This is a genomic window from Novosphingobium anseongense (assembly GCF_037482895.1).
GTDB lineage: Bacteria > Pseudomonadota > Alphaproteobacteria > Sphingomonadales > Sphingomonadaceae > Novosphingobium > Novosphingobium anseongense.
The window spans coordinates 97748-122649 of record NZ_JBBHJZ010000004.1 but is presented as its reverse complement, the minus strand read 5'-3'; the positions used below and the strand labels follow the sequence as shown (position 1 = coordinate 122649).

Genomic DNA, 24902 nt, shown 5'->3' with positions numbered 1-24902 from the left:
CCGCTAATCCCCGTTTCACCCTCAGGAGGCCGACCCGAGATCGTGAGCCAGTCCGAGATCATTTCCTACGAGCCCGCGACGGGCGCGGAACTCTGGCGCGGCAAGATCGGGGACGTGGACGACGCGGTCGGCCAGGCCAAGCGCTCATGGCCAGCCTGGGCGGCGCAACCTCTGGCGACGCGCATGGAACTGCTGCGCCGCTTCGCCAACGAAGTGCGCAAGGATGCCGAAAAGCTCGCGACGATCATCGCGCGTGAAACCGGCAAGCCCAATTGGGAAGCCCAGGCCGAGGTCGAGAACGTCGTTGCGCGAGTCGAGATCTCGATCCGCGCCTATGCCGAGCGCTCGGCCCAGCGGAAGCTCGACAGCGCGCTTCAGGGGGCTTCGGCGGTCCGCCACAAACCGCACGGCGTCATGGCCGTACTCTGCCCCTTCAACTTCCCCGCGCACCTGCCCACGGGGCACATCATTCCCGCGCTGATCGCGGGCAATGCCGTGGTGTTCAAGCCCAGCGAGAAAGCCCCCGCCACCGCCGAGGCGCTGGTCCAGTGCTTCCACCGCGCGGGCATCCCCGCGGGCGTGGTGCAACTGCTGATCGGCGGACCAGACATCGGCCAGGCGCTCGCACTGCACGATGGCATCAACGGCGTGCTCTTCACCGGCTCGGCGCACACCGGCATCGCGATCAACCGCAAACTGGCGGCCCGGCCCGACAAGATCGTCACGCTCGAGATGGGTGGCAACAACCCGATCGTCGCCTGGGACACGCCGCTGATAACCGATGCCGCAGCGCTGATCGTGCAATCGGCCTTCACCACCGCTGGCCAGCGCTGCACCGCCGCGCGCCGTCTGATCGTGAAATCGGCGCTCTACGACACGCTCATCGGCGCGGTTAAGGACCTCGCCGACCGCGTCATCGTCGGCGCGCCGTTCGACGAGCCCACCCCCTTCATGGGGCCGGTGATCGACAATGCCGTCGCCGATGGCCTGACCGAGAGCTTCCTCTACCTGCTGAGCAACGGTGGCCGACCGATCAAGCATCTCGTCCGGCCCGATGACGACAAGCCGTTCCTGTCACCCGCGATCATCGACGTCACGGGGATGAAGGACCGCCCCGACGTCGAACTTTTCGGCCCGATCCTGCAAGTGATCCGCGTCGACGATTTCGACCAGGCGATCGCCGAGGCCAATGCCACGCGGTTCGGGCTGTCGGCCTCGCTGATCGGCGGCTCACCCAACGACTACAACCGCTTCTGGGCCAACGTCCGCGCGGGCATCGTCAACTGGAACCGCCCGACGATCGGCGCGCCGCTGGCGGCGCCCTTCGGCGGCATCGGCATCTCGGGCAACCATCGGGCGACGGGCTACTATGCGGCCGACTATTGCGCCTATCCGGTGAGTTCGGCCGAGATGGAACAGCCCCGCGCGCTGATCGGCGTGGGCCTCAAGGACGCCTAGACACCGCCCACGACGACATCGGCCGCGGTCAGTCCGTCCTCGTTCGGACGCAGATACACGACGTAGCCGGTTCCACCCTGGCGTCCGCGCAGCAGGTGTCCGGCACCATCGCTCGCGTGTTCGACGGTGAAGCGCGCGCTGCGCAGTCGAGCGTAATAGAAAGCGAGCACGTCCGCCACGGCAACCGGCGAGCGGAAATGAACGATCCGCAAGCGGCAGCCGACATCGCTGCCGGCAGCCTCGTCCACCGCGCCGCGCGGATAGACCGACAGCGGCTCCGGCAACATCGTCGCCCAGCGGGCGGTATAGCTGACGCGCCCGGCGCAGTCGGAACCGGGAACGCGCGCTGCAACCGCCATCTGCGCGGCGGTCATGGCTTCGCGAAAGGGCGTGAGATCGGTCGGGCCAGCATCGGGCACGGCGGCGGGCGCCCCCCCGATCAGCCGTGCGGCCGCATCCCTTGCGGCATCGACCGCACCGTCGCCGGCCTCGATCGGCGGCAGGGCAGCGCTGACCGGCCCGCTCACGGCGATCGCGGCATGGGCCTCGTTCTGCGAAGCCAGTTCGGGATCGGACATGATCGGATCGGCCAGGGCATCGATCACCGCGGCGTCGTCCGGCTTGACGCGCGCTGCGTCCTTCGCAGCACCACCGCAGCCGGCGAGCAGCAAAGCGGCACAAGCGCCGGGCAGAAGGGCAGCGATGCGAACCATCAGGCCACCGGGTAACGCCAAGCCCCTAATTTCGCGTTAGCCGGACACGAAAGGGCGCCCCCGATCGCTCGGGGGCGCCCTTGTGAAACGCGCGCTGGCGGCGCGGTTTCGCGATTAGCGGCAGCGTCGCGAAGAGCCGCTGCGCTCGACCTCGCGGCCGAGCAGGGCACCGCCGGCAACGCCGAGAATGGTGCCCAGCGTTCGATCACCGCCGCGGCCGGCGATCTGGTTGCCGATCAGGCCGCCCGCTGCACCGCCGATCAGCAGACCGGTGGTGCCGTCGTTGCGACGGCAGTAATAGCGGCCGTCGTTGCCCCGCCACGAGCGACCATTGTAGTTGTAGTTGCGGTCCCCCCGGTAGCCGCGGTCTTCACGCCAGCGACGATCACGATACTGGTTGGCTTCGAGATCGGCCGTGCCGGTCATCGTCGAAACCTGCGCGGGGACGTCGAAAGCCGTTGCCGCAGTCGCGGGAGCGGCGGCAGCGAACATGCCGGCACTGGCGAGGCCGATCAGGGCGGAGTGGTGAAGCTTGATCATGGCGGGTCTCCTAGGCTCTACATTCAATCTTGAGTGGCGTTCAGTGCGTCTGCGTTCAGTTAAACACCCAGAACCCTGAACGGAGGACAACACCCAAGTCAGGATCGCCAAGATTGCGGCAGGCGGAGTGAAAACGTCCGATCAGCCGAGGGTTGCCCCCGGGGACCGCCGGGTCTAGGGCCGCGTCAGGAACCGCACTTGCCCCCAAAAGACCCCGCTTCAGACAGCCCCAGCGGGCTTCCGCACGCGATCGGCGCTTACCTCGTCTGGGGGCTGCTGCCGCTCTATCTCCGGCTCGTGCACAGTGTGCCACCCTTCGAATTCGTCGGCTGGCGGCTGATCTTTACGCTGCCCGTCTGCCTGGCCATCGTCGCGTTGCGACGGCAGGGTGCCGAGGTGCTTGCAGCCTTGGGCAATCCACGCACGCTCGGCCTGCTGCTGTTGAGCGCGCTGCTGATCGGCGCCAACTGGCTGCTCTACATCACCGCGATCCAGGAAGGCCACGTCTTCGCGACGAGCCTCGGCTATTACATCAATCCGCTGATGAACGTGCTCGCCGGCACGCTCTTCCTCGGAGAGAAGCTCAATCGCCGTCAGTGGACCGCAGTGGCGATCGCCGCCGCCGGCGTCTCGCTGCTGGCCTGGGACGCACGCGAGATGCTCGGCATCGCGCTAGCGCTGGCGATCACCTTTTCGGGCTATGGCCTCGCCCGCCGCTTCGCGCCGGTCGGCTCGCTGCCGGGGCTGACGATCGAGACGATCCTGCTGCTCGTGCCGGCGATCGGCATCGTCGTCTGGCAGACGCAGGACCACGGCACGGCCTTCGGGCGGGATATGCGCACCGACCTGCTGCTGCCGCTTTCGGGCGTGCTGACCGCCATACCCCTGCTGATGTTCGCCACGGCGACGCGGCGGATGAACTATTCGACGCTCGGCTTCATCCAGTACCTGTCGCCGACGATCGTGTTCCTGCTCGGGCTGTTCGTGTTCCACGAGCCGCTGCGGCCCGTGCAACTCGTCTGCTTCCTGCTGATCTGGACCGCCGCGGCGGTCTTCGTCTGGGATCTGCTGTCGCGGCGTCGCGCGTCAGGCCAGGCGCCAGCCTAGCGTTGTTCCCGCATGGAACGGCACGATCGGCGTGCCGTTGGCGTCGATCCGCTCGGGCACCGCGACCTCCGCACGTTCGAGCGTGACCCGCTCTTCGTTGAGCGGAAGACCGTAGAACTTCGGACCGTTCTCCGAAGCGAAGGCCTCGAACCGATCGAGCGCGTTCTCCTCGTCGAACACGGTCACATAGCTTTCCAGCGCATAGGGCGCGTTGAAAATGCCGGCGCAACCGCAGGCGCTTTCCTTGGCACCTACCGCATGCGGCGCGCTGTCGGTGCCGAGGAAATACTTGGAACTGCCCGAGGTCGCGGCCTTGCGCAGCGCCAGCCGGTGCTTCTCGCGCTTGGCGACGGGCAGGCAATAGGCGTGCGGGCGGATGCCGCCGACGAGCATGGCATTGCGGTTGATGTGCAAGTGCTGCGGCGTGATCGTCGCGCCCACGTTGGCCCCGCTGGCATCGACGAAATCGGCCGCTTCGGAAGTGGTGATGTGCTCGAACACGACCTTGAGCTCGGGCAGGTCGCGCAACAGCGGCGCCAGGGTGCGCTCGATGAACACCGCTTCGCGGTCGAAGATGTCGACCTCGTGATCGGTGACCTCGCCGTGGATCAGCAGCGGCATGCCGATCGCCTGCATCTTCTCGAGCACGCCGCGGATATTGGCAACGTCGGTCACGCCGTGCGCCGATCCCGTCGTCGCGTGCGCCGGATAGAGCTTGGCCGCGACGAAGACCCCGTCGGCAAAACCCGCGGCGATGTCCGCCGGGTTCGTCGAATCGGTCAGATAGGCGGTCATCAGCGGGGTGAAGGTCATGCCTTCGGGCACCGCCGCCTCGATCCGGTCGCGATAGGCGATGACGCCCGCGGCCGTGGTCACCGGCGGCGACAGGTTCGGCATGACGATCGCGCGTGCGAACTGCTTCGCGGTGTGCGGCAGGACGCCCTTGAGCACTTCGCCATCGCGAAGGTGGACGTGCCAGTCGTCGGGGCGGCGGATCGTGAGCTGCGAGTCGGTCGAGGTAGCCATGCCGGCGCCCCTGCCACACTTTTCAGGGATTGGCATGCCCGTCTGCCGATCCGCGCGTCGCGAAGAATCCGATCGTCGCCGCAACCGCCAGGATCACCGCGGCGATCAGAAAGCTGCTGCCCGGAACCGAAACCGACAGGCTGTAGACCCAGCCGAAGAAGATCGGCGAGACGATGCCGGCGATGGAGGCGACGCTGTTGTTCGCGCCCTGGAGCTGGCCCTGCTCGTTCTCGGCCACACGCTGCGTCATCAACGACAGCAGGGTCGGCATGGCCAGGCCCCATAGCGCATTCGGAAACAGCGCCGCGACGAACCATTCGGGCGTCGGTGCCAGCCCGACCGCGACGAGACCGAGCGTCCCGCCGATGAGCCCAATCACCATCGTCTTGCGATCGCCGAACCGCTTGACCACGCGGCCCACGACTAGGCCCTGCATGATCATGTCGAGCACGCCGGCCAGCGCCAGCATGAGCCCCACCTCGAAAGCGTCCAGGCCATAGCGGTGATAGGCATAAAGCACATAAACCACCGAGAAGACGTGATGCGCGAAATGGAGCAGCAAGGTCACCGCCGCAAGGCTCGACAGTTCGGGATGCGAACGCAACAGGCGTAGCGAACCGAGCGGATTGGCACGCGACCAGGCGAAGGCCATGCGCTTTTCTTCGGGCAGCGATTCGGGCAGGATCAGCCAGCCATAGACGAAGGCCAGGCTCGACAAGCCCGCCGCCACCCAGAACGGCACGCGCGGCCCCCAGGCACCGAGCACGCCGCCGAGCGCCGGTCCCGCGACGAAGCCCAGGCTGAAGGCCGCGCCGACCAGGCCATAAGCGCGGGCGCGCTGATCGGGCGTGGTGACGTCGGCCATGTAGGCGTAGATCGCGGTGAAGCTCGACGAGGTAATGCCGCCGATGATGCGGCCGAGCGCGAGCCACCAGAGGTTCGGCGCCAAAGCCATCAGCACCCAGTCGATCGCCAGGCCCGCGGTAGAGATCAGGATCACCGGCCGCCGCCCGTAGCGGTCCGACAGCGAACCGATAACCGGTGAACAGAGGAACTGCATCCCGGCCCAAAGCGCGGTCAGCACACCGTTCCACAGCCCCGCGCCCGAGCGCGATCCCGCGAACTCTTCGATCAGCGGCGGCAGGACGGGAATGACCAGCCCCATCGCCATGACGTCGAGCACGCCGGTGACGAAGATGAAAGCGATCGCCGGCTGGCGCAGCGAGAAGGCGGATTCGGGTTTCACCCACGCGCCTCTAGCAGTGGAGATCCTCGGCGTCGTCCCGATTGCCATTCGCCGCGCAAGTCGCCACTTTGGCGCCATGACCGCCACCCGCCTGTTCTCCCGCGCCATCGTCCGAGTTTCACCGCAAGACGCCGAGGAGGACGTCGCCGAGTTCCTCCAGGGCCTCGTAACCAACGACGTGGCGGGCATCCTGCCCGTCTGGGCCGGGCTGCTGTCGCCGCAAGGCAAGGCATTGTTCGATTTCATCGTCTGGCCCTCGGGCAAGGACCTGCTGCTCGACTGCGAGGCCGAGGCTGCGGATGCTCTGGTCAAGCGGCTCTCGATCTATCGTCTGCGTCGCCGCATCGGCATCGCGCGCGACGAGGGGGTCGCGATTCACTGGCGTCCGCACGAAGGCGACGGCGCCGCCGCCGACCCCCGCCTCCACGCGCTCGGCGAACGCTGGATCGCGCCGGTCGAGGCCGACGACGAAGGCGCCGACGAGGAATGGCGCGCGCATCGGCTGGCGCTTGGCATCATCGAGGGCCGCGGCGAATTCGGCAGCGACGCGACCTTGTGGCTCGAATGTAACGCCGTCGAACTTCACGGCGTGAGTTTCGCCAAAGGCTGCTACGTGGGGCAGGAGAATACCGCGCGGATGAACTGGCGACAGAAGGTCAATCGCCGGCTTGTCGTCGTGCCGCTGGCGAAATCGGACCCGGCACGACAGCGCGTGGCCTATCCCGAGTTCGGCCTCGCGATCGATCATTTGCGCGTCGAAGACATCGACCGGGATCATGCCCCGGCCTGGCTGAAGGCCGGGCTGGACTAGCCCGGAAGCATCGAAGCCGCGCGCTCGGCGGCGTCGGTCAGAACGCGCTCGGCCATGTCGCGCGCGGTATGTGCGGGCAGGCCCAGCGAATTGGTCAGAGCCCCGCCCATCTGCGCATCGCCCAGCGCGAGCAGCACCAGCGTCAGAGTGACCTCGCGGCGGATACCGGCACCCGAAGCGTCCAGTTCATCGACCATGTCGTGGATCGCCTCGACGATCGGATCTAGCGCGTCCTCGTTGCCGTTGAGCGACATCCACGACGCGAGAGCGCCGCCACCCTCACGGGTAAAGGCATCGAAAGTGAGATCGACCACGTCGCGCGCCGAGGCGAGACCCGCGCGATTTGCCAGGACAGCCTCGGCGATCGTGCCGCAGATGGCACCGGCAAGGTGACTAGCAAGCGAGCGCTGGAGTTGCGCGGCCGTACCGAAATGGTGGAGCAGGTTGGCATGTGTCCGGCCCATGCGCGCAGCGACGGCCTTGAGCGTGACGGCCTGCGGACCGCTTTCGATCAGCAGCGCGCGTGCGGCTTCGAGCGCGGCGATGCGGCTTTCATGCTGCGGGAGACGCTTGCGAACTGCCATCGAATGCCATGCCCTCGTTGGAAGCAACGACCGAGGAAGATTTCACGATCATATCATTTCCGGCGCCCTTACGGGAGCCGGCAGCGAAGGGCACGAAAGAAAATGTTTTGGGTGGGCTACTGCGCCGCATTCGCGATATTTCGCAGCTCGCTTGGACTCCTGGCAAAAGACCTTTAGAGCACGGCTATAGCGTCATTTATTGACATTTATGTCAGTTAATGACATGGAGACCGCGATGAACGCCTTAGGCAAGTTCCCCTCCCCGGCCGAAGCGGCATCGCCCGCGCCGACGGATCTTGCCATCACCGTGCGCGACCGCCGCTTCTCCCGTGTAGACAAGCCGCGCTGGTGGCTGAACGGCGATCCGATCGCCACGGCCTGGCTCCACTCGCTCTCGGCCACCTTCCCACGCGGCGAGGCGTTCTTCATCGAGTCGGTCAAGGCGTTCCGCGAGGGCGTGTCACCCCAACTTGCCGAAGAGATTCGCGCTTTCGTCGCGCAGGAGATCAACCACTCGCGCGAGCACATCGCCTTCAACCGTTCGGCGACCGACGCCGGCTATGACCTGTCCGCAATCGACGCGCACGTCGTCGAATGGCTCGAAATAACCCGCAGCCGGCCGATGATCTTCAACCTGGCGGCCACGATCGCGCTCGAGCACTTCACCGCGATGATGGCGCACGAGTTCCTGCTGCGTCCCGAGTATTTCGAGGGTGCGCATCCCGATTCGGCCGCCATGTGGCGCTGGCACGCGATCGAGGAGATCGAGCACAAGGGCGTCGCCTACGACACCTACCTCCATGCGACCCGAGGCTGGAGCCGGTGGAAGCGCTGGAAGCTGAAATCGCTGGTCATGCTCGCCGTCACGCGCGACTTCGTCCACAACCGCATCCGCGACACCCTGCAACTCCTCGCACAGGACGGCATCACCGGGCCGCGCGTGCGCTGGAAACTCCTCGCCTATCTGTTCTGGTCGCCGGGCGTGCTGCGCCGCATCCTGCCCGCCTGGCTCGGCTATTTCCGGCCGGGTTTCCATCCCTGGAACCACGATGACCGTGCGCTGATCGCCAGGGCGGCGGCAGACTTCGCCGATCCGGAGGCCGCCACCTAGCTTCGCAAGACCTCAGGCGGCGCGCATGGCATCCACGTCGTCGTCGCAATCGCTGCGATCGCCAAGCGTCAGAGCATGCAGTTCGGCCGGCGCCTCCCCGCCCCGGCCCAGGCTGAAGCGATTGCGCACCTCGCCCGTGGGGCAGAAGCCCAGCTTGCGGAGCACGCGGCCCGAAGCCGGGTTGTCGACGAAGTGGCCCCCCACCAGGCGCCGGTGGCCGAGCGACTTGGCCAGGCTCAGCATCGCCCGCGCAGCCTCGGTCGCATAGCCCTGGCCCCAATAGGGCCGGCCGATCCAATAGCCGAGATTGACCTCACCCTCGACCAGGCTGAGCCCGACGCTGCCGATCAGACGCGCGCCGTCGCTACCCGGCAGGGTGACGAAGAAGTTCGGCAGGAGGCGATCCTGCTCGCGCGCTGCGAAGGCCTTGGCGTCCTCGGCGGTGTAGGGCCAAGGCGCACGGGCGAGATTACGGACCACTTCCTCATCGTCGATGAGGGTCAGCAGGTCTTCCCATTCCTCGGGCCAGCCCGGCCGCAGGAACAGCCTTTCGCTGCGAATGAACATGAGCATCAACTCCACTCGGACGCCCCCCGGCGAGCGGCCTCTAGTCGGCGCTCGTGACAGGCGGGTTACGGTTATCGTCAGGTCGCGCGCCTTAAGCGCCGCTCGGACGAATGCGTTCCAAGGGAGATACGAAAAAAGGGAGACGGGTTGGCCCCTCTCCCTTGATTCAACCGGATTCCAGGATCCGGTGGGGGCCATCCATCACGGACAGCCCTTTATCGACCATCCGGTTTTATTCGGCGGCTTGCGCCAGATCGACCGATACGTACTTGCGGCCGAGCTTGCCGTCATGGAAGCGCACGCGGCCCTCGACGAGCGAGAACAGGGTGTGATCCTTGCCGATGCCGACATTGGCGCCCGGGTATACGCGAGTGCCGCGCTGGCGGATGATGATGTTGCCGCCGATCACTTCCTGACCGCCGAACTTCTTCACGCCGAGGCGACGGCCGGCCGAATCGCGACCGTTACGCGACGAACCGCCTGCTTTCTTATGTGCCATCTCGATCTACTCCGGTCTTATTCGGCCGCAGGCGCTTCGGGCGCAGCAGCTTCAGCCTTGGGCGCGGCAGCCTTCTTGGCGGCCTTCTTCTCCTCACCACCGACGGTGAGGATGCGCAGCAGCGTCAGCTGCTGGCGGTGGCCGTTCTTGCGGCGATAGTTGTGCCGGCGGCGCTTCTTGAAGACGATGACCTTCTCGGACTTCGCCTGCGCAATGATCTCGGCCGAAACCACGACCTTCGCAGCGTCGGCGATCTCGCCGTCGTTGCCGGCGATCAGAACGTCGCCCAGGGTGATCTTGTCGCCGGCTTCACCCGCCAGCTTCTCGACCGCGATCTTGTCTCCGGCGGCAACCCGATACTGCTTGCCGCCCGTGCGCACTACTGCGAACATGGTGCCCTTACCTGTCTATCTGTCTTACTGCCCCAACCGCGACATGCGACCTAGGCAACGCGCCGGTGACCCGTCGGATGACAGGAGCCGGAAAGAGCGGTGCCGATAATCGAAGGTCCCGAAGGTGTCAACCGCGATGAGGCGTCGGATTGCATCTCGCGATGCGCTGGCACCATGCTATGGCACCGGCATGCGTCGTACGCCTGCACCGTTCCTGCCGCTCGTCCTGATCGCCTCGCTGACGGCCTGTGCCGCCGCGACCGACTACCCCTCGCTCGAACGGCGCTCGGCCGAACGCGTGACCGGGAGCGCGGCTCCGGTCACGCCCGAAACCCCGCCGCCACCGCCTGAACCGGCGAGCCCGCAGCTCACGACCCGGCTCGCTCAGCTTGTCGAACAGGCGCGCTCGGCGCACCAGCGCTTCGCCTCCAGACGCGCCAATACTCAACGACTGGTCGCTGCGGGTGGGAACGGCGCGCCAGGCAGTGAAAGCTGGTCGGTGGCGACGATCGCGCTGTCCGATCTCGAATCGGCGCGCAGCGATGCGATGCTGTCTCTGGCCGAGCTCGATCAGCTCTATGCGAGCGAATCGATCGCGGCAGCCGAATCGGGCAATCGCCAGGCGATCGACGCGATCGCGTCCGCGCGCGATCAAGTGACGACGCTGGTCGGCGAGGAGGATCAGATCCTCGCCACGCTCCGCAGCCGGGTGCGCTAAACCTTCCAGCGATCCTTGTCTTCGAAATCGACGGGGCGCGGCTCGATCCACGACCATTGGCCCTCGACCTTCTCGCGCTTCCAGAACCACGATTCGCTCTTGAGGTGGTCCATCGCGAATTCCGCCGCAGCGAAGGCATCGCGGCGGTGTCGCGCGGCGGCGGCGACGAGGACGATCGGATCGCCGGGCACCATCTCACCACTGCGATGGATCATCAGCAGGCCTTCGAGCGCCCAGCGCCGCTGCGCCTCTTCCCCCAGCGCCTCCATGCCCGGGAGGGTCAGCGGGCCATAGTGCCGCAGTTCGAGCGCCTCTACCCCCCCGCCGGCTCGGACCTGGCCGAGGAAACTGGCGATACCGCCCGCTTCGGCCTGCGCCGCGGTGAAGGCCGCGAGTTCGGCCCCGGCATCGAACGTTTCGGTCAGCAGGCGAACGTCGCCAAGAAAACCTGGGGCAGCCAATTCAGCCTCCGCTCACCGGGGGCAGAAAGGCGAGTTCGTCGGACGGGGCGAGCACGATGCCGCTGCGATCGACCAGCAGCACCCCGTTGAGCGCCAGCCGGATGCGATCGGCGACCAGTGCTTCCGCCAGTTCGGGTTCGAGCGCGGCCAGCACTGCGGTGAGCGGCCCGTCGGAAACTTCCCGCTCGGCGGCGCCGGCCAGATCTTCCAGCCGTCCGAGGAACACGAGCTTGGCCAAGGTTTCTAGCCGCCGGTCATCGACATATGCCGCGCCAGCGCCGGAGCGCTGCCCGGGCGGTCGATCGCGAAGCTGTGCCGTGCGGGCTTGATCTTCATCGCCAGGTCGAGCGCCGCATCGAGCGCCGCATCGGGATCGGCCGAACGCAGCGCGGCGCGGAGGTCGACCTGCTCGTTGCCGCCGAGGCAAGCGTAGAGCTGGCCCGTCGTGGTCACGCGGATGCGATTGCAGCCGTCACAGAAATTGTTGGTCAGCGGCGTGATCAGGCCGATCCGCCCGCCGGTCTCGGCAATGTCGAAATAGCGTGCCGGCCCGCCCGTGCGGTGCCCGCTCGGCGTCAGCGTCCAGCGCTTGTCCAGATCGTCGCGCACCGCCGACAGCGGCAGGTAGTGATCGAAGCGATCCTCCTCGACCTCGCCCAGCGGCATCACTTCGATCAGGGTCAGATCGAAGCCTTGGCCGTGCGCCCAGGCGATCAGATCGGGAATCTCGCCCTCGTTGAGTCCCTTCAGCGCCACGGTGTTGATCTTGACCTTGAGCCCCGCCGCCTTGGCCGCGGCCAGGCCTTCGAGCACCTGGGGCAGCGAATCACGCCGCGCCAGCTTGGCGAAGGTCGCACGGTCGAGCGTATCGAGCGAGACGTTGATCCGCTTGACCCCCGCCGCGGCGATCGGATCGGCAAACTGCGCGAGCCGCGTGGCGTTGGTCGTCAGGGTCAGCTCTTCGAGTCCGTCACCCACCTTGCGCCCGAGCGCCTGGATCAGGTCGACCACGTCGCGACGCACCAGTGGCTCGCCACCGGTCAGCCGCAGCTTGGTGATGCCGCGATCGATGAAGCCCAGCGAAAGCTTGTAGAGTTCTTCGAGGCTCAAGACCTCGGCCTTGGGCAGAAAGGTCTGCCGCTCGGGCATGCAATAGGCGCAGCGCAGGTCGCAGCGATCGGTCACCGACAGGCGCAGATAGGTTATCCGCCGGGCGAACTGATCGATGAGAGGCGCGGGCTTGGTCATCCGTTCTTAGATAGTAACGCTGCCGCGCCGTTTCCATCAAGCGGAAGATATTGTCCCGTGACGCCTTCCGCCGTGCCGAGATAGGCCAGCGCCGCGGCGATGGCCTTCTCGTCGCCCCCGGCCAGCGCATTCACCCGCACCGGTGCGTGATCGCGCGCAAGCTGCTGCACCGCTGCCAACCGCCAGGCCTTGTGCGTATAGTCGGCCGGATCGAAGGCGATGACGAGGTGATCGGGCGTTTCGGCAAGCGCCCGGCGAATCGCTTCGAGAGCCTCGCCGTAAAACTGCGCCGCGGCCGCCAGCGGCTCCCGCGGAAGCCCACCGACGCGCAGCAGCGTCATCAGCGGCGCTGCCGGGTCAAGGTGATGCCGATCTTCTCGCCGGCCTCGGCGATTGCCAGCTTGAAGATCTTCACGGTCACCGCCTCGATCCGCGCGTCCTGCAGAAACAGGGTATCGCAGATGTGATCGGCCACGGCCTCGATCAGCTTGAAATGCAGCCCCGGCGGCAGCGCATCCGACGCCGCGAACTTGAGATCCATGTAATTCTTGCTGGCGCTCAGAGGCGTGTCGGGCGAGTAGCGATCGATCGGTTTCATCGCGGCCTGGATCGTGATCCGCAGCGGCTGCGGCTTGCCCGTCTCCTCGGAATAGATTCCGGTGAGCACGTCGACTTCGAAATCGGCGACTTCAAGGATCAGGCTGTCGGCCAAGCTTGGTTTTCCTGCGGGAGCTGCGGCGAGCCGCGCCGATGGCACTTCACTGCCAAACTGTCCAGTCCATGCGCAATTCGGCGGTTTGTGCGAGCGCGGCGATTTGATAGACCTTCGGCATCGATGCGGTGGAGTGACGATCATGGGTAAGCGTTTTCTGGGCCTGGGACCGGCCGTGCTGCTGGCCGTGGCCGTACCGGGCATCGCGGCGACGCTGACCAAGCTGCAGACGCCGCGCGGCGTCGCCGGCGCCGTGCTCAATCCCGAGCGCCCCGAGGCCGACACAGTGCGCGACGCCGATCGCAAACCGGCCGAGATGCTGGCCTTCGCGGGCGTCCGCCCCGGCTGGAAGGTGCTCGAGATATCGCCTGGCGGCGGCTACTTCACGCGGCTGCTGAGCCTCGCGGTCGGCGGCAACGGCTATGTCTATACCAATGCCACGCGCGCTTCGACGGCGGTCGAGGCCTGGGCCAAGGCCCATCCCAATGTCAGCCAGCAATTGGTGCAGCCCGGCCAGCTCGGTGCCCCCGAACCGGTCGATCTCGTCTGGACGACGCAGAATTATCACGACTTCAAGAACAACAAGATCGGCGATTCGGATCAGGCCGCGCTGGTCAACACCGCCGCTTTCGCCGCGCTCAAGCCCGGCGGGGTCTACCTCGTCAGCGATCACCAGGGCGCCGCGGGATCGGGCGCGACGCAGACCAACACGCTTCACCGCATCGAGGACGCCGCGGTGATCCGCGAGGTCGAAGCCGCAGGCTTCAAGCTCGAGGCGCGCAGCGCGATCCTGCGCCACGAGGCCGACGACCACACGCAGAAGGTTTTCGAGACCGGCTTGCGCGGCAAGACCGACCAGTTCGTGCTGAAGTTCCGCAAGCCGCGCGGGCGGCGCTAACGATCGGTCGTCAGTCTCTGCGCCACCGCGCGAAGATCGCGGTGGGCAGCAGACGCCCCTGCCCGTCCTCGCGCACCGCAAGATCGCCGTGCTCGATCGTGCCGGGCATGTCGGCGAAGAGCTCCGCGAGCAGCCCGCCGATCGCCAGCGACGACATGCGCACAGCATAGACCGTGAGGAACAGGAAGCGGCTGTCGGCATCGAGCAGCTTGCGGCAATCGGCGACGAGCCCCGGCAAGTGCTCCTCGAGCCGCCAGACCTCGCCCTCGGGACCGCGGCCGAATTTGGGCGGATCGAGAATGATGCCGTCGTAGCGCTTGCCGCGGCGCACTTCGCGCGCGGTGAACTTCGCGGCATCGTCGACGATCCAGCGCACCGGCCGCGCTTCCATGCCAGACAATGCCGCATTGGCACGCGCCTGGGCCACCGACTTCTTCGAGGCGTCGACATGGGTGACGGCGCCGTGCTCGGACAGCGAGAGCGTGCCGACGCCGGTATAGCCGAACAGGTTCAGCGTGGACGCGTCCTGCTTGCCGTCAAGCTGCTCGCCCATCCACGACCAGACCGGCGCCATGTCGGGGAAGAAGCCGAGATGGCGGAACGGCGTGCACTGCGCGGTGAAGCGAACCGGACCGACACCGAGCTCCCAACCGTAGCGCGGTACGGGCTTGTCGAATTGCCAGCGGCCGCCGCCGTCCTCGTCCGAACCGGGGACGAATTCGCCGTGCGCGTTCCACTCGGCGAGCTTGGGCGTCCACAGCGCCTGCGGCTCGGGCCGGACGAAGCGGTAGGCACCGTAGCGCTCGAGCTTGCGGCCATGGCCCGAATCGACGAGGCCGTAGTCCTGCCAGCCCTCGCCCGCCAGGATCAGCGGGTCAGGCGCAAGCTCGGCCATCAGATCTTCGGCACCGCATGCGCGGCGACATATTCGGCGATCGCATCGTAGTCGCCCGGCAGATCGACGCAGCGCTCCTCGCGGTCGAACAGATCGCCGACGCGCGCGGGCAGCTCGGGACGCTGGCCCGTGGCGCGCTCGACGGCGTCGGGGAACTTGGCCGGGTGCGCGGTCGCCAGGGTGACGATCGGCACGTCGCGCGGCAGATCGGCGACGCGCGCAGCGTGCAGGCCGATCGCGGTATGCGGATCGATCAGCTCGGCGCAGTTCTCCCAGGCCCAGCGAATCGCCTGGCTCATATCGTCGGTATCGGCACGGCGGCTGGCGAACAGCGAGGCCGCACCTTCGCGCTGGGCGTTGGTCAGCTGCATCGCCTTGCTGGCTTCGAAGCCGTGCATCTGCGCGGCAAGCGCAAGGCCGTCGCGGCCGCCGACGTCGAACAGCAGACGCTCGAAGTTCGACGAAACCTGAATGTCCATCGACGGTGCCGCGGTCGGCGTGACCGTGCCCTGCGAATAGTCGCCGGTCGACAGCGCGCGGTGGAGGATGTCGTTGACGTTGGTCGCGACGATCAGCTTGGCGATCGGCAGGCCCATCTTCGCGGCGACGTAGCCGGCGAAGACGTCGCCGAAATTGCCCGTCGGCACCGAGAAGGCGACCGGGCGGTGCGGCGCCCCGAGCTGGAGCCCGGCGGCGAAGTAGTAGACCACCTGCGCCATCAGCCGCGCCCAGTTGATCGAATTGACCGCGCCGATGTTGAAGCGGCTGGTCATGGCCGCATCGTTGAACATGCGCTTCACGATCGCCTGGGCATCGTCGAAGGTCGCATCCTCGATCGCGATGTTGTGAACGTTCGGCGCGAGGACCGTGGTCATCTGGCGCCGCTGAACGTCGCTGACGCGACCCTTGGGGTGGAGCATGAAGATATCGACCTTGGCGCGGCCGGCGACCGCGTCGATTGCGGCCGAGCCGGTATCGCCCGAGGTGGCGCCGACGATCGTCAGGTTCTGGTCGCCGCGACCGAGGAACTCCTCGAACAGCAGGCCGAGCAGCTGGAGCGCGACGTCCTTGAAGGCCAGGGTCGGACCGTGGAACAGCTCGAGCAGCCAGTGCTGTTCGTCGAACTGTTCGAGTGGGGTCACGGCCTTGTGCGCGAAGCGGCCATAGGCGGCGGTCGTCAGCTCGAGCAGTTTCTCCGGTGTCAGACTGTCGCCGACGAAGGGCTGCATGATCCGCTGCGCGAGCTCGGCATAGGGCAGGCCCGCCATCGCGGCGATCTCGGCCGTGGAGAAGCTCGGCCATTCGCGCGGGACGTAGAGCCCGCCATCCGATGCGAGACCGGCGAGCGTGGCGCCGGCGAAATCGAGCGAAGGCGCGCTGCCTCTGGTGCTGACGTAGTCCATGGGAGCCGGCGGTTAGCGAGACGCGCGGCAAAGGGCAAGCAGTCCGCTACGCTCTGCGCAGCCGCTTGCGGATCGCCAGGACGTAGATCACCAGCGCGGTCAGCGCGAAGAGGAACCATTGCACGGCGTAGGCCAGATGGTTGTTCGGCAGATCGCCCGGATCGGGCCGCGCATTGGCTTCGAGCCCGGCGAGCGGCGGATCGGCGACGAGGCGCGGTCCGGGGGCTATGATGCCGCTGACCGGGCCGCCTTGCCATTGCCCCGGCAGAGGATTGCGTGACCAGCCGATCACGACGCGTGCCTGCCCCCCTCCCGCCAGCGTGCAGTCGGCGATGTTGGCCATGCCGGTCTCGCCCTTGGCGTTGTGGCCGGCAGTCACGGTGACGCCGCGCACTGCGGCGCAGTCGATCCGGGCGTGGCGATAGAGCACCGATTCGGCGGCCCTGGCATCGCGCGGGAAGGGCACGTCGGCCGAGAGCCCGCTCGCTTGCGCATAACGCGTAAGCAGCGCCTCCTTCTGATGCAGCCGGTCGAGCTGCCAGAAGCCGAGGCGGATCATCACGCCAACCGCCGCCAGCACGAGCAGCGACGCGAATATCGGAAGTCGGCGCATCATGGATCCTTGCGTTCGGCCTCGCCCGCCCCGTCTGGTTTTTGGGCGCGCTGGTATTCAGCGGCGAGCAGCGCGCCCTTGCCGGCACGCAGCCCCCAGACCACGGCGGCGCCTGTCAGCGGGATCCAGAGCACGACATGCAGCCAGAACGGCGGATGCGCGGTCAGCTCGAGCCCGATCGCCAGCGCCGTGACCAGAGCCCCGATGATCAGGGTGAGGAAGGCCGCCGGCCCGTCGCCGACGTTGAAGCTGGTGAAGTCGAGCCCGCAGGCACGGCAGCGGTCGGCGAACTGGGCCACGCCCGCGAAGAGCGTCCGCGCGCCGCAGCGCGGGCAGAGACCGAAAAGGGCAGCCGGAACGAGTCCCGGCTGCCCCTTGGTGTCTTGCGGATTTTCGTCCGTCATCGGATCAATGCGTCGGGTAGCCCCAGCCGCCCCAGACGTAGATCGCGACGAAGAGGAACAGCCACACCACGTCGACGAAGTGCCAGTACCAGGCGGCCGCTTCGAAACCGAAGTGCTGCTTGGGCGTGAAGTCGCCGTTGTAGGTGCGCTTGAGGCAGACGATCAGGAAGATCGTGCCGATCGCCACGTGGAAGCCGTGGAACCCGGTCGCCATGTAGAAGGCCGAGCCATAGGTATTACCCGCGAAGGGGAACGGCGCGTGGGCGTATTCGTAGACCTGGATCGAGGTGAACAGCAGACCCAGCAGGATCGTCAGCCACAGGCCCTTCTTGAGGCCGTCGCGGTCGCCATTGATCAGGCAGTGGTGCGCCCAGGTGACCGTCGTGCCCGAGCAGAGCAGGATCAGCGTGTTGAGCAGCGGCAGGTCGAACGGATCCATGACCGCTTCGACCGCCTTGGGCGGCCATTGCCCGCCGACCACCTCGGACAGCTCCGAAGGGAACAGCGAGAAGTCGAAGAAGGCCCAGAACCAGCCGACGAAGAACATCACCTCAGAGGCGATGAACAGGATCATGCCATAGCGCAGGTGCAGCTGCACGACCGGGGTGTGGTAGCCCTCCTTGGCTTCCTTCACCACGTTCGACCACCACGAGTAGAACGTCAGCAGCACGCCGAACAGGCCGAGCAGCAGGATGTACTTCCCGATCGGATTGTTGTGCATGTAGAGCACGCCGCCGCTCGTCATCGTCACGGCCGACATGGAGCCCACCAGCGGCCAGATGTCGGGCGGCAGGATGTGATAATCGTGGTTCTTGGTTCCGGCCATGATGCCTCTGGTCCCTGTTGCGTCGCTGGAGCGGCCTAGACCGCCCGTGATGGATTTCGGAAGGCCCTTAACCGCCCGTTCCGGCGCGGTCCAGTGCCTTCGCACCGGCATCCGCCGCCTTCTCCTCGGCGGTGACGTGGAAAGTGTAGCTCAAGGTGATCTCGTCGACGTCCTTGTTGTCGGGATCGTCGAGAATCTTGGGGTCGACGTAGTAGATCACCGGCATGCGCACTTCCTCGCCCGGCTTCAGCGTCTGCTCGGTGAAACAGAAGCACTGGATCTTGCTGAAATACTTGCCGGCCTGCTCGGGCGTGACGTTGAAGCTGGCCGTGCCGGTGATCGGCTTGTCCGATAGGTTCCTGGCCGTGAAGATCGCCATGTCGCGCACGCCGACCGAGACGGTATCGACCGCCTGCAGGGGCTTGAACTCCCAGGGCATGCCGCGCTCGACATTGGCGTCGAAGCGGATCTGCATGTCCTTGTTGGTCGAGACGATCGTTGCCGCCTGCGCCTCGCTGACGCGCATCGTCGTGCCGCCGAAGCCCGTGACCTGGCAGAACATCCGGTAGAGCGGCACCGAGGCGTAACCGAGGCCGATCATGGCCAGCACGACGCCGGCCATGATGATGCCGACCCGGCGATTGCGTTGTTGCAGCGTGGCTTGTTCCGCGGCCATCGACTTCAGGCCATCTTGGCGATCGAGATCGCAAAGATCAGCACCGCGAAGCCGACCAGCAGCACGCCGAAGACGCGGTTGCGGCCACGGATGATGCGCATGCGTTCGGCCTGAGGATCGAGTTCGTTCATGCGATGGCTCCCTGGACCAGCCAGTGGTCGGCAACAAGCGCCGCGAACAGCGCGAAAAGATAGATGATCGAATAGGCGAAGAGCTGCTTTTCGGGCTTCATCGTGTCGTCGTCCGACACGCGGCGGCGCAGGCCTACCCGAAGCGAGAAGAGCAGGAACACGGTGGAAAGCACCAAAGCGGTGATCCCGTAGACCGCTCCGGTGCCACCGATGAACCAGGGCAAGGCCGACAAGGGCAGGAGAAGCACCGCATAGGCCAGAATCTGGCGGCGAGTCGAAGTCTCGCCCGCGACGACCGGCATCATCGGAATGCCGACCTTGGCGTAATCGGTCTTCACGAACAGCGCGAGCGCCCAGAAGTGCGGCGGCGTCCACATGAAGATGATGGCGAAGAGAATCACCGGCATCGCGGTGATGTCGCCGGTGGCCGCGACCCAGCCGATCAGCGGCGGGAAAGCGCCGGCGCCTCCGCCGATGACGATGTTCTGCGGCGTGCGCGGCTTGAGCCAGATCGTGTAGATCACCGCATAGTAGACGATCGACACGGCCAGGATCGCCGCGGCAAGCCAGCCGATCGCCACGCCCATGAGCAGGACCGAACCGACCGACAGGCCGATGCCGAAGTCGCGCGCCGAGGTACGGTCCATGCGGCCCGCGGGCAGCGGGCGCGCGGCGGTGCGCTTCATGCCCGCGTCGAGATCGGCTTCCCACCACTGGTTGAGCGCGGCGGCGCCGCCCGCGCCGACGGCGATGCAGAGGATCGCCGTGAAGGCGAGCACGGGGTGGATCGTGTCGGGTGCGGCAAGCAGGCCGCAGAGGCCGGTGAAAATCACCAGGCTCATCACCCGCGGCTTGGTCAGCGCGAAGAAATCGCGCCACTCCGCGGGCATGGCTGGCGCAGTCGTCGTGGTCATGGGCGCGCCTATAGGCCCGGTCCGCGCGCGGAGCAAAGCCAAACCGTGCGCCATGCGGCGAACCGGCGCGGCCAGGACAAACAAAAAGGCCGGCAGGTTTCCCCGCCGGCCCTCTGTTGCCGCGTCCCGGAGGACAAGGACTTAGTGGTGCGCCTTGTCGTCGATGACGGGCAGCGTCTCGAACTGGTGGAACGGCGGCGGGCTCGACAGCGTCCACTCGAGCGTGGTCGCGCCTTCGCCCCAGTAGTTGTCTTCCGCCTTCTTGCCGGCCAGCAGCGCCCAGATGATGTTCACGAAGAAGATCAGCATGCCCGCAGCCATGATGCTGTAGCCATAGGCGGAAGCGACATGGTTCCAGTGGGCATAGGCTTCCGCGAAGTCCGGGTAGCGGCGCGGCATGCCCTGGAGGCCCAGGAAGTGCATCGGGAAGAACAGGATGTTCACGCCCGCGAAGAACACCCAGAAGTGCAGGTGCGCGAGGAACTCGCTGTGCATGCGGCCGCTCATCTTCGGGAACCAGTAGTAGAACCCGGCGAAGAGGGCGAAGACCGCGCCCATCGACAGCACGTAGTGGAAGTGCGCCACCACGTAGTAGGTGTCGTGCAGCACGTCGTCGACGCCGCCGTTGGCCAGGACCACGCCGGTCACGCCACCGACGGTGAACAGGAAGATCTGCCCGATCGACCAGACCATCGGCGACTTGAAGCTCAGCGAACCGCCCCACATCGTCGCGATCCACGAGAAGATCTTGATGCCGGTGGGAACCGCGATGACCATGGTCGCCGCAGTGAAGTACATCTTCGTGTTAACCGACATGCCGGTGGTGTACATGTGGTGGGCCCACACGATGAAACCGACGACGCCGATCGCGACCATGGCATAGGCCATGCCGAGATAGCCGAACACGGGCTTCTTCGAGAAGGTCGAGATGATCTGGCTGATGATGCCGAAGCCCGGCAGAATCATGATGTAGACTTCGGGGTGACCGAAGAACCAGAACAGGTGCTGGTAGAGCACCGGATCGCCACCGCCCGACGGATCGAAGAAGGTCGTGCCGAAGTTGCGATCGGTGATCAGCATGGTGATCGCCGCGGCGAGGACCGGCAGGGCCAGCAGCAGCAGGAAGGCGGTGACCAGCACCGACCACACGAACAGCGGCATCTTGTGCAGGGTCATGCCCGGCGCGCGCATGTTGAAGATGGTGGTGATGAAGTTGGTCGCACCCAGGATCGAGCCCGCACCGGCAAGGTGGAGCGAGAAGATCGCGAAGTCGACGGCCGGACCGGCAGAACCGCTGGTCGACAGCGGCGCATAGACCGTCCAGCCCGTACCGGCGCCGTTGCCCGTGCCGCCCGGCACGAAGGGCGAGATCATCAGCGAGATGAAGCCCGCGACGGTCAGCCAGAACGAGATGTTGTTCATGCGCGGGAAGGCCATGTCCGGCGCGCCGATCATGATCGGCACGAACCAGTTGCCGAAGCCACCGATCATCGCGGGCATGACCATGAAGAACACCATGATCAGGCCGTGGGCGGTGATTAGCACGTTCCACAGGTGGAGCGACTGGTCGAACGAGGGATTCTTCTCACCCAGCAGGCTCGCGAAAGTGCCGAGATACTGGATGCCGGGCTCTGCCAGCTCGATGCGCATCATGCCCGAAATCGCACCACCGATGATCCCCGCGAAGATCGCGAAGATCAGGTACATCGTGCCGATGTCCTTGTGGTTGGTGGACATGAACCAGCGGGCGAAGAAGCCCGGGTGGTCGTGCGCGTGGTCGTGATCGTGATGATCGCCGTGCGCCTGGAAGGCCTCAGGGGCGGTGGTAGCCATATTCGGATAACCCTATCGGAAAGCTCAGGCCTTGGGGGCCGGCGATGCGGAAGCTTGGGCGGAAGCGGCGGCGGCGGGCGCTGCCTCGGACGCGGCGGCGGCCGGAGCAGCGGAAGCGGCAGCAGCCGGAGCAGCAGCGGCTTCGGCCGGAGCGGCGGCCGCGGCAGGGGCCGGCTTGCCGTCGATCACGCCGCCCGACTGGGTCAGCACCCAGGCGTTGAACTTGTCGCGCGGCAGAGCCTCGAGCGCGATCGGCATGTAGCCGTGGCGCGCGCCGCAAAGCTCGGAGCACTGGCCGTAGTAGACGCCGGGCTTCTCGACGAAGAGCGTCTTCTCGTTGATGCGGCCGGGCACGCCGTCGATCTTGAACCACAGCGACGGCACGGCGAAGGCGTGAATCACGTCGGCCGCGGTGACCTGCATGCGGATCGGCTCGCCCGCGGGAACGACCAGGCGGTTATCGACTTCGAGGTGCGAAGGACCGTCCCAGGGCTGCGAACCGACTTCGCGCACGCCGTTGTTGATCACCGGCGCGCCGGGGATGTTCAGCATGTTCGAAACGACTTCGAAACCGCCGTTGTCGGGATAGGTGTAGGTCCAGAACCACTGGTTGCCCGTCGCCTTGATCGTCAGCGCCTTGGCCGGGGCCGGCTTGAACTGCTTGGCGAGCAGGTCGATCGAGGGCACCGCGATACCGACAAGCACGAGAACCGGAACCAGGGTCCAGATCACCTCGATCAGCGTGTTGTGGCTGGTCTTCGAGGGAACCGGGTTTGCCTTGGCGTTGAAGCGGACGATCACCCAGATGATCAGCGCGAGCACCAGGATCGTGATGATCGTGATGATCGGCATCAGGACGTCGTTGTGGATCCAGTGGCCGTATTCGCCGAGCGGCGAATACTGGTTCTGCAGGTGGATCGCGCCATCGATCGGCATGCCCACGCCTTCGGTGGGCTTCATCGGAACGTAGGAGCCCGCCGCGGGAGCCGTGCCGGCAGCGGAAGCCGCCGCAGCGGGTGCCGCCGCGAGGACAGCCTGCGGCGCGGCCGACAGGACAAGGGTGAGTCCGAGAGCCTGAATCTTGCGGCTCGCGGCCCGTGCATGTTCGCCGAATTTCATCGTGTTCTTGCTTTCGCTTTCGATCAACTGCGAGAGAATTGCCCCCCTCTCGCCCGTCGGGAGCCATGGGGATCGAACCCCATTCGGCGCGGCCTATACGCGCGCTTGCGGGCAGCCTCAAGCGCTTCTAGGGGAATTTTTACCCAACCTCCCGCGCCGTCACGCGGCGCTCATCGCAATCACGCGTGTCGCGGCTCTCGTGACGCACTCTATATAGAAGGACGCACCACACCATGCAGGACGAAGAGGTTCTGGCCGAGTTCCGCGCCAGCAAGGCGCTGCTGGAGGGTCATTTCCTGCTCTCGTCGGGCCGCCACAGCGCCCATTACCTCCAGTGCGCGCGCGTGCTGATGGACCCGGACCGCGCTTCGCGGCTGGCCATTGCCGTCGCCGGCCGAATCCCGCGCGACCTCCGCAAGGAGATCAACAAGGTGGTCTCGCCGGCCATGGGCGGGGTCATCATCGGCCATGAAATGGGCCGCGCGCTGGGCGTCGAGGCGATGTTCGTCGAACGGCCGACGGGAACCTTCGAGCTGCGCCGCGGCTTTGCGCTCAATCCGGGCGACAAGGTGCTGATGGTGGAAGACGTGGTGACGACCGGACTGTCCTCGCGCGAAGCGATTAAGGCGATCGAAGCCGCCGGCGGCGAAGTGGTCGCCGCGGCCGCGCTGATCGACCGCTCGGCTGGCACGGCCGATCTCGGCGTGCCGTTCTATCCGCTGATCGCGATCAACTTCCCGACCTATGCGCCGGACGAGCTGCCGCCCGAACTCGCCGCAACGCCGGCGATCAAGCCCGGCAGCCGCGCGGAAGCCTGACCCCAGCATGACCGATCTGATCCGGCCCACGAAGCTGCGCCCCCATTCGCTGAGATTGGGCGTGAACATCGATCACGTCGCGACGATCCGCAACGCCCGCGGCGGCGATCATCCCGATCCCGTCCGCGCCGCGGAAGTGGTGGCGGCGGTGGGCGGCGACGGCATCACCGCACACCTGCGTGAGGATCGCCGCCACATCCGCGACGACGATCTCGCGCGGATTCAGGCGGCCACCGGCCTGCCGCTGAACCTCGAGATGGCCGCGACCGAGGAAATGCTCGAGATCGCGCTGCGCCACAAACCGCACGCGGCCTGCATCGTCCCCGAACGGCGCGAGGAGCGCACGACAGAGGGCGGGCTCGACGCCGCCGGGATGCACAACCATCTCCAGCCCGTGGTCTCGCGGCTGCTCGACGCCGGCATCCGCGTCAGCCTGTTCATCGCCCCTGATCCGCGCCAGATCGAGGCAGCGATCCGGCTCGGAGCGCCCGTGGTCGAACTGCATACCGGCGAATACGCCCATGCCGAAGGTGCGGCGCGCGCGGCCGAACTCGCGCGCATCGCCGATATGGCGGCGCTCGCCGCCAAGAACGGTATCGAGCCACACGCGGGTCACGGCCTGACCTACGAGAACGTGCAGCCGATCGCGGCGATCCCGCAACTGGCGGAGCTCAACATCGGCCACTACCTGATCGGCGAAGCGATCTTTTGCGGCCTCGAGGAAAGCATCCGCCGGATGCGCCAGTTGATGGACGATGCGCGATGATCGTCGCGATCGGTTCCGACCTCTGCAGCATCGAGCGTATCCAGCAATCGCTCGATCGCTTCGGTGACCGGTTCGAAAAGCGCATTTTCACAGACGTCGAGCGCGCTCGGGCGGGAGAGCGCCCCTTCACGCGTGCCGGCACCCTGGCCAAGCGGTTCGCCGCCAAGGAGGCTTTCGCCAAGGCGGTCGGCACGGGCATCGCCAAGGGTGTGTTCCTGAAAGACATCGGCGTAGTCAATGCCAAGAGCGGCGCACCGACCCTGGCGCTGACCGGCGGCGCGGCCGCGCGACTTGTGGCGCTGACGCCGGCGGGGCACGAGGCCGTCGTCCACCTGACCCTTACCGACGATCATCCCTGGGCCCAGGCCTTCGTCATCATCGAGGCCCGAAAGCTCGAAGAAAGTCCGTTATGA

The 24902-nt window shown here is 66.5% G+C and carries 32 protein-coding genes; 9 read left to right on the top strand and 23 right to left on the bottom strand.

Features of this window, described 5'->3' with window-relative positions; translation table 11 throughout:
* The first annotated feature begins 42 nt into the window (after nucleotides 1–42).
* Nucleotides 43–1458 carry a succinylglutamate-semialdehyde dehydrogenase gene (locus WG901_RS18450; RefSeq protein ID WP_339588579.1) on the top strand — a complete coding sequence of 472 codons (1416 nt, stop codon included), beginning with the start codon at nucleotides 43–45 and terminating at the stop codon, nucleotides 1456–1458.
* Here the strand turns inward: WG901_RS18450 and WG901_RS18445 are convergent.
* On the bottom strand, nucleotides 1455–2171 hold the full coding sequence (locus WG901_RS18445; protein WP_339588578.1) for a hypothetical protein: 717 nt from the start codon (nucleotides 2169–2171) through the stop codon (nucleotides 1455–1457). The two genes, WG901_RS18450 and WG901_RS18445, sit on opposite strands and share 4 nt — an antisense overlap.
* Nucleotides 2172–2285: 114 nt before the next feature.
* Nucleotides 2286–2711 (bottom strand): glycine zipper 2TM domain-containing protein, encoded by a 426-nt coding sequence (locus tag WG901_RS18440; protein WP_339588577.1) that lies wholly within the window; start codon nucleotides 2709–2711, stop codon nucleotides 2286–2288.
* A 198-nt stretch (nucleotides 2712–2909) separates the two neighbouring features.
* On the opposite strand from WG901_RS18440, the gene rarD reads away from it, so the two are divergent.
* Nucleotides 2910–3818 (top strand): EamA family transporter RarD, encoded by a 909-nt coding sequence (gene rarD, locus WG901_RS18435; RefSeq protein WP_339588576.1) that lies wholly within the window; start codon nucleotides 2910–2912, stop codon nucleotides 3816–3818.
* On the opposite strand, the gene pyrC is transcribed toward rarD, so the two are convergent.
* Together pyrC and WG901_RS18425 are read right to left on the bottom strand one after the other, a co-directional pair.
* Complete coding sequence (gene pyrC / locus WG901_RS18430; RefSeq protein WP_339588575.1) at nucleotides 3798–4844, bottom strand: dihydroorotase; 1047 nt, start codon at nucleotides 4842–4844, stop codon at nucleotides 3798–3800. The two genes, rarD and pyrC, sit on opposite strands and share 21 nt — an antisense overlap.
* Nucleotides 4845–4866: 22 nt before the next feature.
* Nucleotides 4867–6090, bottom strand: coding sequence for a TCR/Tet family MFS transporter (locus WG901_RS18425; RefSeq protein ID WP_339588574.1), 1224 nt, complete (start codon nucleotides 6088–6090; stop codon nucleotides 4867–4869).
* Between the two features lie 76 nt (nucleotides 6091–6166).
* Between WG901_RS18425 and ygfZ the strand changes: the two genes are divergently transcribed.
* Nucleotides 6167–6901 (top strand): CAF17-like 4Fe-4S cluster assembly/insertion protein YgfZ, encoded by a 735-nt coding sequence (ygfZ, locus tag WG901_RS18420; RefSeq protein ID WP_339588573.1) that lies wholly within the window; start codon nucleotides 6167–6169, stop codon nucleotides 6899–6901.
* Here the strand turns inward: ygfZ and WG901_RS18415 are convergent.
* Nucleotides 6898–7485 carry a TetR family transcriptional regulator gene (locus WG901_RS18415; protein ID WP_339588572.1) on the bottom strand — a complete coding sequence of 196 codons (588 nt, stop codon included), beginning with the start codon at nucleotides 7483–7485 and terminating at the stop codon, nucleotides 6898–6900. The two genes, ygfZ and WG901_RS18415, sit on opposite strands and share 4 nt — an antisense overlap.
* A gap of 235 nt (nucleotides 7486–7720) precedes the next feature.
* On the opposite strand from WG901_RS18415, the gene WG901_RS18410 reads away from it, so the two are divergent.
* Nucleotides 7721–8596: a metal-dependent hydrolase gene (locus WG901_RS18410; protein ID WP_339588571.1), complete on the top strand. Its 876-nt coding sequence runs from the start codon at nucleotides 7721–7723 to the stop codon at nucleotides 8594–8596.
* Between the two features lie 12 nt (nucleotides 8597–8608).
* Here WG901_RS18410 and WG901_RS18405 read toward each other — a convergent pair whose 3' ends face one another.
* The 3 genes from WG901_RS18405 to rplU all read right to left on the bottom strand — a co-directional run bounded on the left by WG901_RS18405 (nucleotide 8609) and on the right by rplU (nucleotide 10054).
* A complete protein-coding gene (locus WG901_RS18405; RefSeq protein ID WP_339588570.1) occupies nucleotides 8609–9163 on the bottom strand; it encodes a GNAT family N-acetyltransferase in 555 nt (184 codons plus the stop codon).
* A gap of 232 nt (nucleotides 9164–9395) precedes the next feature.
* Entirely contained in the window at nucleotides 9396–9662 is a 267-nt protein-coding gene (gene rpmA, locus WG901_RS18400) for a 50S ribosomal protein L27 (protein ID WP_339588569.1), read from the bottom strand.
* 17 nt (nucleotides 9663–9679) lie between these two features.
* A complete protein-coding gene (gene rplU / locus WG901_RS18395; RefSeq protein WP_339588568.1) occupies nucleotides 9680–10054 on the bottom strand; it encodes a 50S ribosomal protein L21 in 375 nt (124 codons plus the stop codon).
* A 190-nt stretch (nucleotides 10055–10244) separates the two neighbouring features.
* Here rplU and WG901_RS18390 point away from each other — a divergent pair, with 190 nt between their 5' ends.
* Nucleotides 10245–10772 (top strand): hypothetical protein, encoded by a 528-nt coding sequence (locus WG901_RS18390; RefSeq protein WP_339588567.1) that lies wholly within the window; start codon nucleotides 10245–10247, stop codon nucleotides 10770–10772.
* Here the strand turns inward: WG901_RS18390 and WG901_RS18385 are convergent.
* From WG901_RS18385 to WG901_RS18365, 5 genes are read right to left on the bottom strand one after another with little or no spacing between them, the layout of a single operon-like run.
* Nucleotides 10769–11233, bottom strand: a complete 465-nt coding sequence (locus WG901_RS18385; RefSeq protein ID WP_339588566.1) for a molybdenum cofactor biosynthesis protein MoaE — start codon at nucleotides 11231–11233, stop codon at nucleotides 10769–10771. The genes WG901_RS18390 and WG901_RS18385 overlap by 4 nt on opposite strands.
* A gap of 1 nt (nucleotide 11234) precedes the next feature.
* The gene (locus WG901_RS18380; protein ID WP_339588565.1) at nucleotides 11235–11471 is read right to left on the bottom strand and encodes a MoaD/ThiS family protein; all 237 of its coding nucleotides are present in this window, start codon (nucleotides 11469–11471) and stop codon (nucleotides 11235–11237) included.
* A 5-nt stretch (nucleotides 11472–11476) separates the two neighbouring features.
* On the bottom strand, nucleotides 11477–12481 hold the full coding sequence (gene moaA, locus WG901_RS18375; RefSeq protein ID WP_339588564.1) for a GTP 3',8-cyclase MoaA: 1005 nt from the start codon (nucleotides 12479–12481) through the stop codon (nucleotides 11477–11479).
* Nucleotides 12478–12822, bottom strand: coding sequence for a Rossmann fold domain-containing protein (locus tag WG901_RS18370; RefSeq protein ID WP_339588563.1), 345 nt, complete (start codon nucleotides 12820–12822; stop codon nucleotides 12478–12480). Before WG901_RS18370 ends, moaA begins: the two co-directional genes overlap by 4 nt.
* Complete coding sequence (locus WG901_RS18365) at nucleotides 12822–13193, bottom strand: dihydroneopterin aldolase (RefSeq protein WP_339588562.1); 372 nt, start codon at nucleotides 13191–13193, stop codon at nucleotides 12822–12824. The genes WG901_RS18370 and WG901_RS18365 overlap by 1 nt, the downstream gene beginning before the upstream one ends.
* A gap of 142 nt (nucleotides 13194–13335) precedes the next feature.
* On the opposite strand from WG901_RS18365, the gene WG901_RS18360 reads away from it, so the two are divergent.
* The gene (locus WG901_RS18360; RefSeq protein WP_339588561.1) at nucleotides 13336–14091 is read left to right on the top strand and encodes a class I SAM-dependent methyltransferase; all 756 of its coding nucleotides are present in this window, start codon (nucleotides 13336–13338) and stop codon (nucleotides 14089–14091) included.
* A gap of 10 nt (nucleotides 14092–14101) precedes the next feature.
* On the opposite strand, the gene WG901_RS18355 is transcribed toward WG901_RS18360, so the two are convergent.
* The 10 genes from WG901_RS18355 to coxB form a co-directional block, all read right to left on the bottom strand.
* Nucleotides 14102–14986 carry a class I SAM-dependent methyltransferase gene (locus WG901_RS18355; RefSeq protein ID WP_339588560.1) on the bottom strand — a complete coding sequence of 295 codons (885 nt, stop codon included), beginning with the start codon at nucleotides 14984–14986 and terminating at the stop codon, nucleotides 14102–14104.
* Entirely contained in the window at nucleotides 14986–16389 is a 1404-nt protein-coding gene (thrC, locus tag WG901_RS18350; RefSeq protein ID WP_339588559.1) for a threonine synthase, read from the bottom strand. The genes WG901_RS18355 and thrC overlap by 1 nt, the downstream gene beginning before the upstream one ends.
* Before the next feature lie 46 nt (nucleotides 16390–16435).
* Complete coding sequence (locus tag WG901_RS18345; protein WP_339588558.1) at nucleotides 16436–17002, bottom strand: SURF1 family cytochrome oxidase biogenesis protein; 567 nt, start codon at nucleotides 17000–17002, stop codon at nucleotides 16436–16438.
* Complete coding sequence (locus WG901_RS18340; protein ID WP_339588557.1) at nucleotides 17002–17406, bottom strand: DUF983 domain-containing protein; 405 nt, start codon at nucleotides 17404–17406, stop codon at nucleotides 17002–17004. Before WG901_RS18340 ends, WG901_RS18345 begins: the two co-directional genes overlap by 1 nt.
* A gap of 4 nt (nucleotides 17407–17410) precedes the next feature.
* A complete protein-coding gene (locus WG901_RS18335) occupies nucleotides 17411–18232 on the bottom strand; it encodes a cytochrome c oxidase subunit 3 (RefSeq protein WP_339588556.1) in 822 nt (273 codons plus the stop codon).
* A gap of 67 nt (nucleotides 18233–18299) precedes the next feature.
* Nucleotides 18300–18908, bottom strand: a complete 609-nt coding sequence (locus tag WG901_RS18330; protein ID WP_339588555.1) for a cytochrome c oxidase assembly protein — start codon at nucleotides 18906–18908, stop codon at nucleotides 18300–18302.
* Nucleotides 18909–18913: 5 nt separating this feature from the next.
* On the bottom strand, nucleotides 18914–19039 hold the full coding sequence (locus WG901_RS18325) for a hypothetical protein (RefSeq protein WP_339588554.1): 126 nt from the start codon (nucleotides 19037–19039) through the stop codon (nucleotides 18914–18916).
* The gene (locus WG901_RS18320) at nucleotides 19036–19953 is read right to left on the bottom strand and encodes a heme o synthase (protein WP_339588553.1); all 918 of its coding nucleotides are present in this window, start codon (nucleotides 19951–19953) and stop codon (nucleotides 19036–19038) included. The genes WG901_RS18325 and WG901_RS18320 overlap by 4 nt, the downstream gene beginning before the upstream one ends.
* Nucleotides 19954–20094: 141 nt before the next feature.
* Entirely contained in the window at nucleotides 20095–21786 is a 1692-nt protein-coding gene (gene ctaD, locus WG901_RS18315; protein WP_339588552.1) for a cytochrome c oxidase subunit I, read from the bottom strand.
* Nucleotides 21787–21810: 24 nt separating this feature from the next.
* Complete coding sequence (coxB, locus tag WG901_RS18310; RefSeq protein ID WP_339588848.1) at nucleotides 21811–22905, bottom strand: cytochrome c oxidase subunit II; 1095 nt, start codon at nucleotides 22903–22905, stop codon at nucleotides 21811–21813.
* A 233-nt stretch (nucleotides 22906–23138) separates the two neighbouring features.
* On the opposite strand from coxB, the gene pyrE reads away from it, so the two are divergent.
* Genes pyrE through acpS form a run of 3 tightly spaced genes read left to right on the top strand, consistent with a single transcriptional unit; the run spans nucleotide 23139 to nucleotide 24902 of the window.
* Complete coding sequence (gene pyrE / locus WG901_RS18305) at nucleotides 23139–23723, top strand: orotate phosphoribosyltransferase (RefSeq protein WP_339588551.1); 585 nt, start codon at nucleotides 23139–23141, stop codon at nucleotides 23721–23723.
* 7 nt (nucleotides 23724–23730) lie between these two features.
* Complete coding sequence (locus tag WG901_RS18300) at nucleotides 23731–24489, top strand: pyridoxine 5'-phosphate synthase (RefSeq protein ID WP_339588550.1); 759 nt, start codon at nucleotides 23731–23733, stop codon at nucleotides 24487–24489.
* Complete coding sequence (gene acpS, locus WG901_RS18295; RefSeq protein ID WP_339588549.1) at nucleotides 24486–24902, top strand: holo-ACP synthase; 417 nt, start codon at nucleotides 24486–24488, stop codon at nucleotides 24900–24902. The genes WG901_RS18300 and acpS overlap by 4 nt, the downstream gene beginning before the upstream one ends.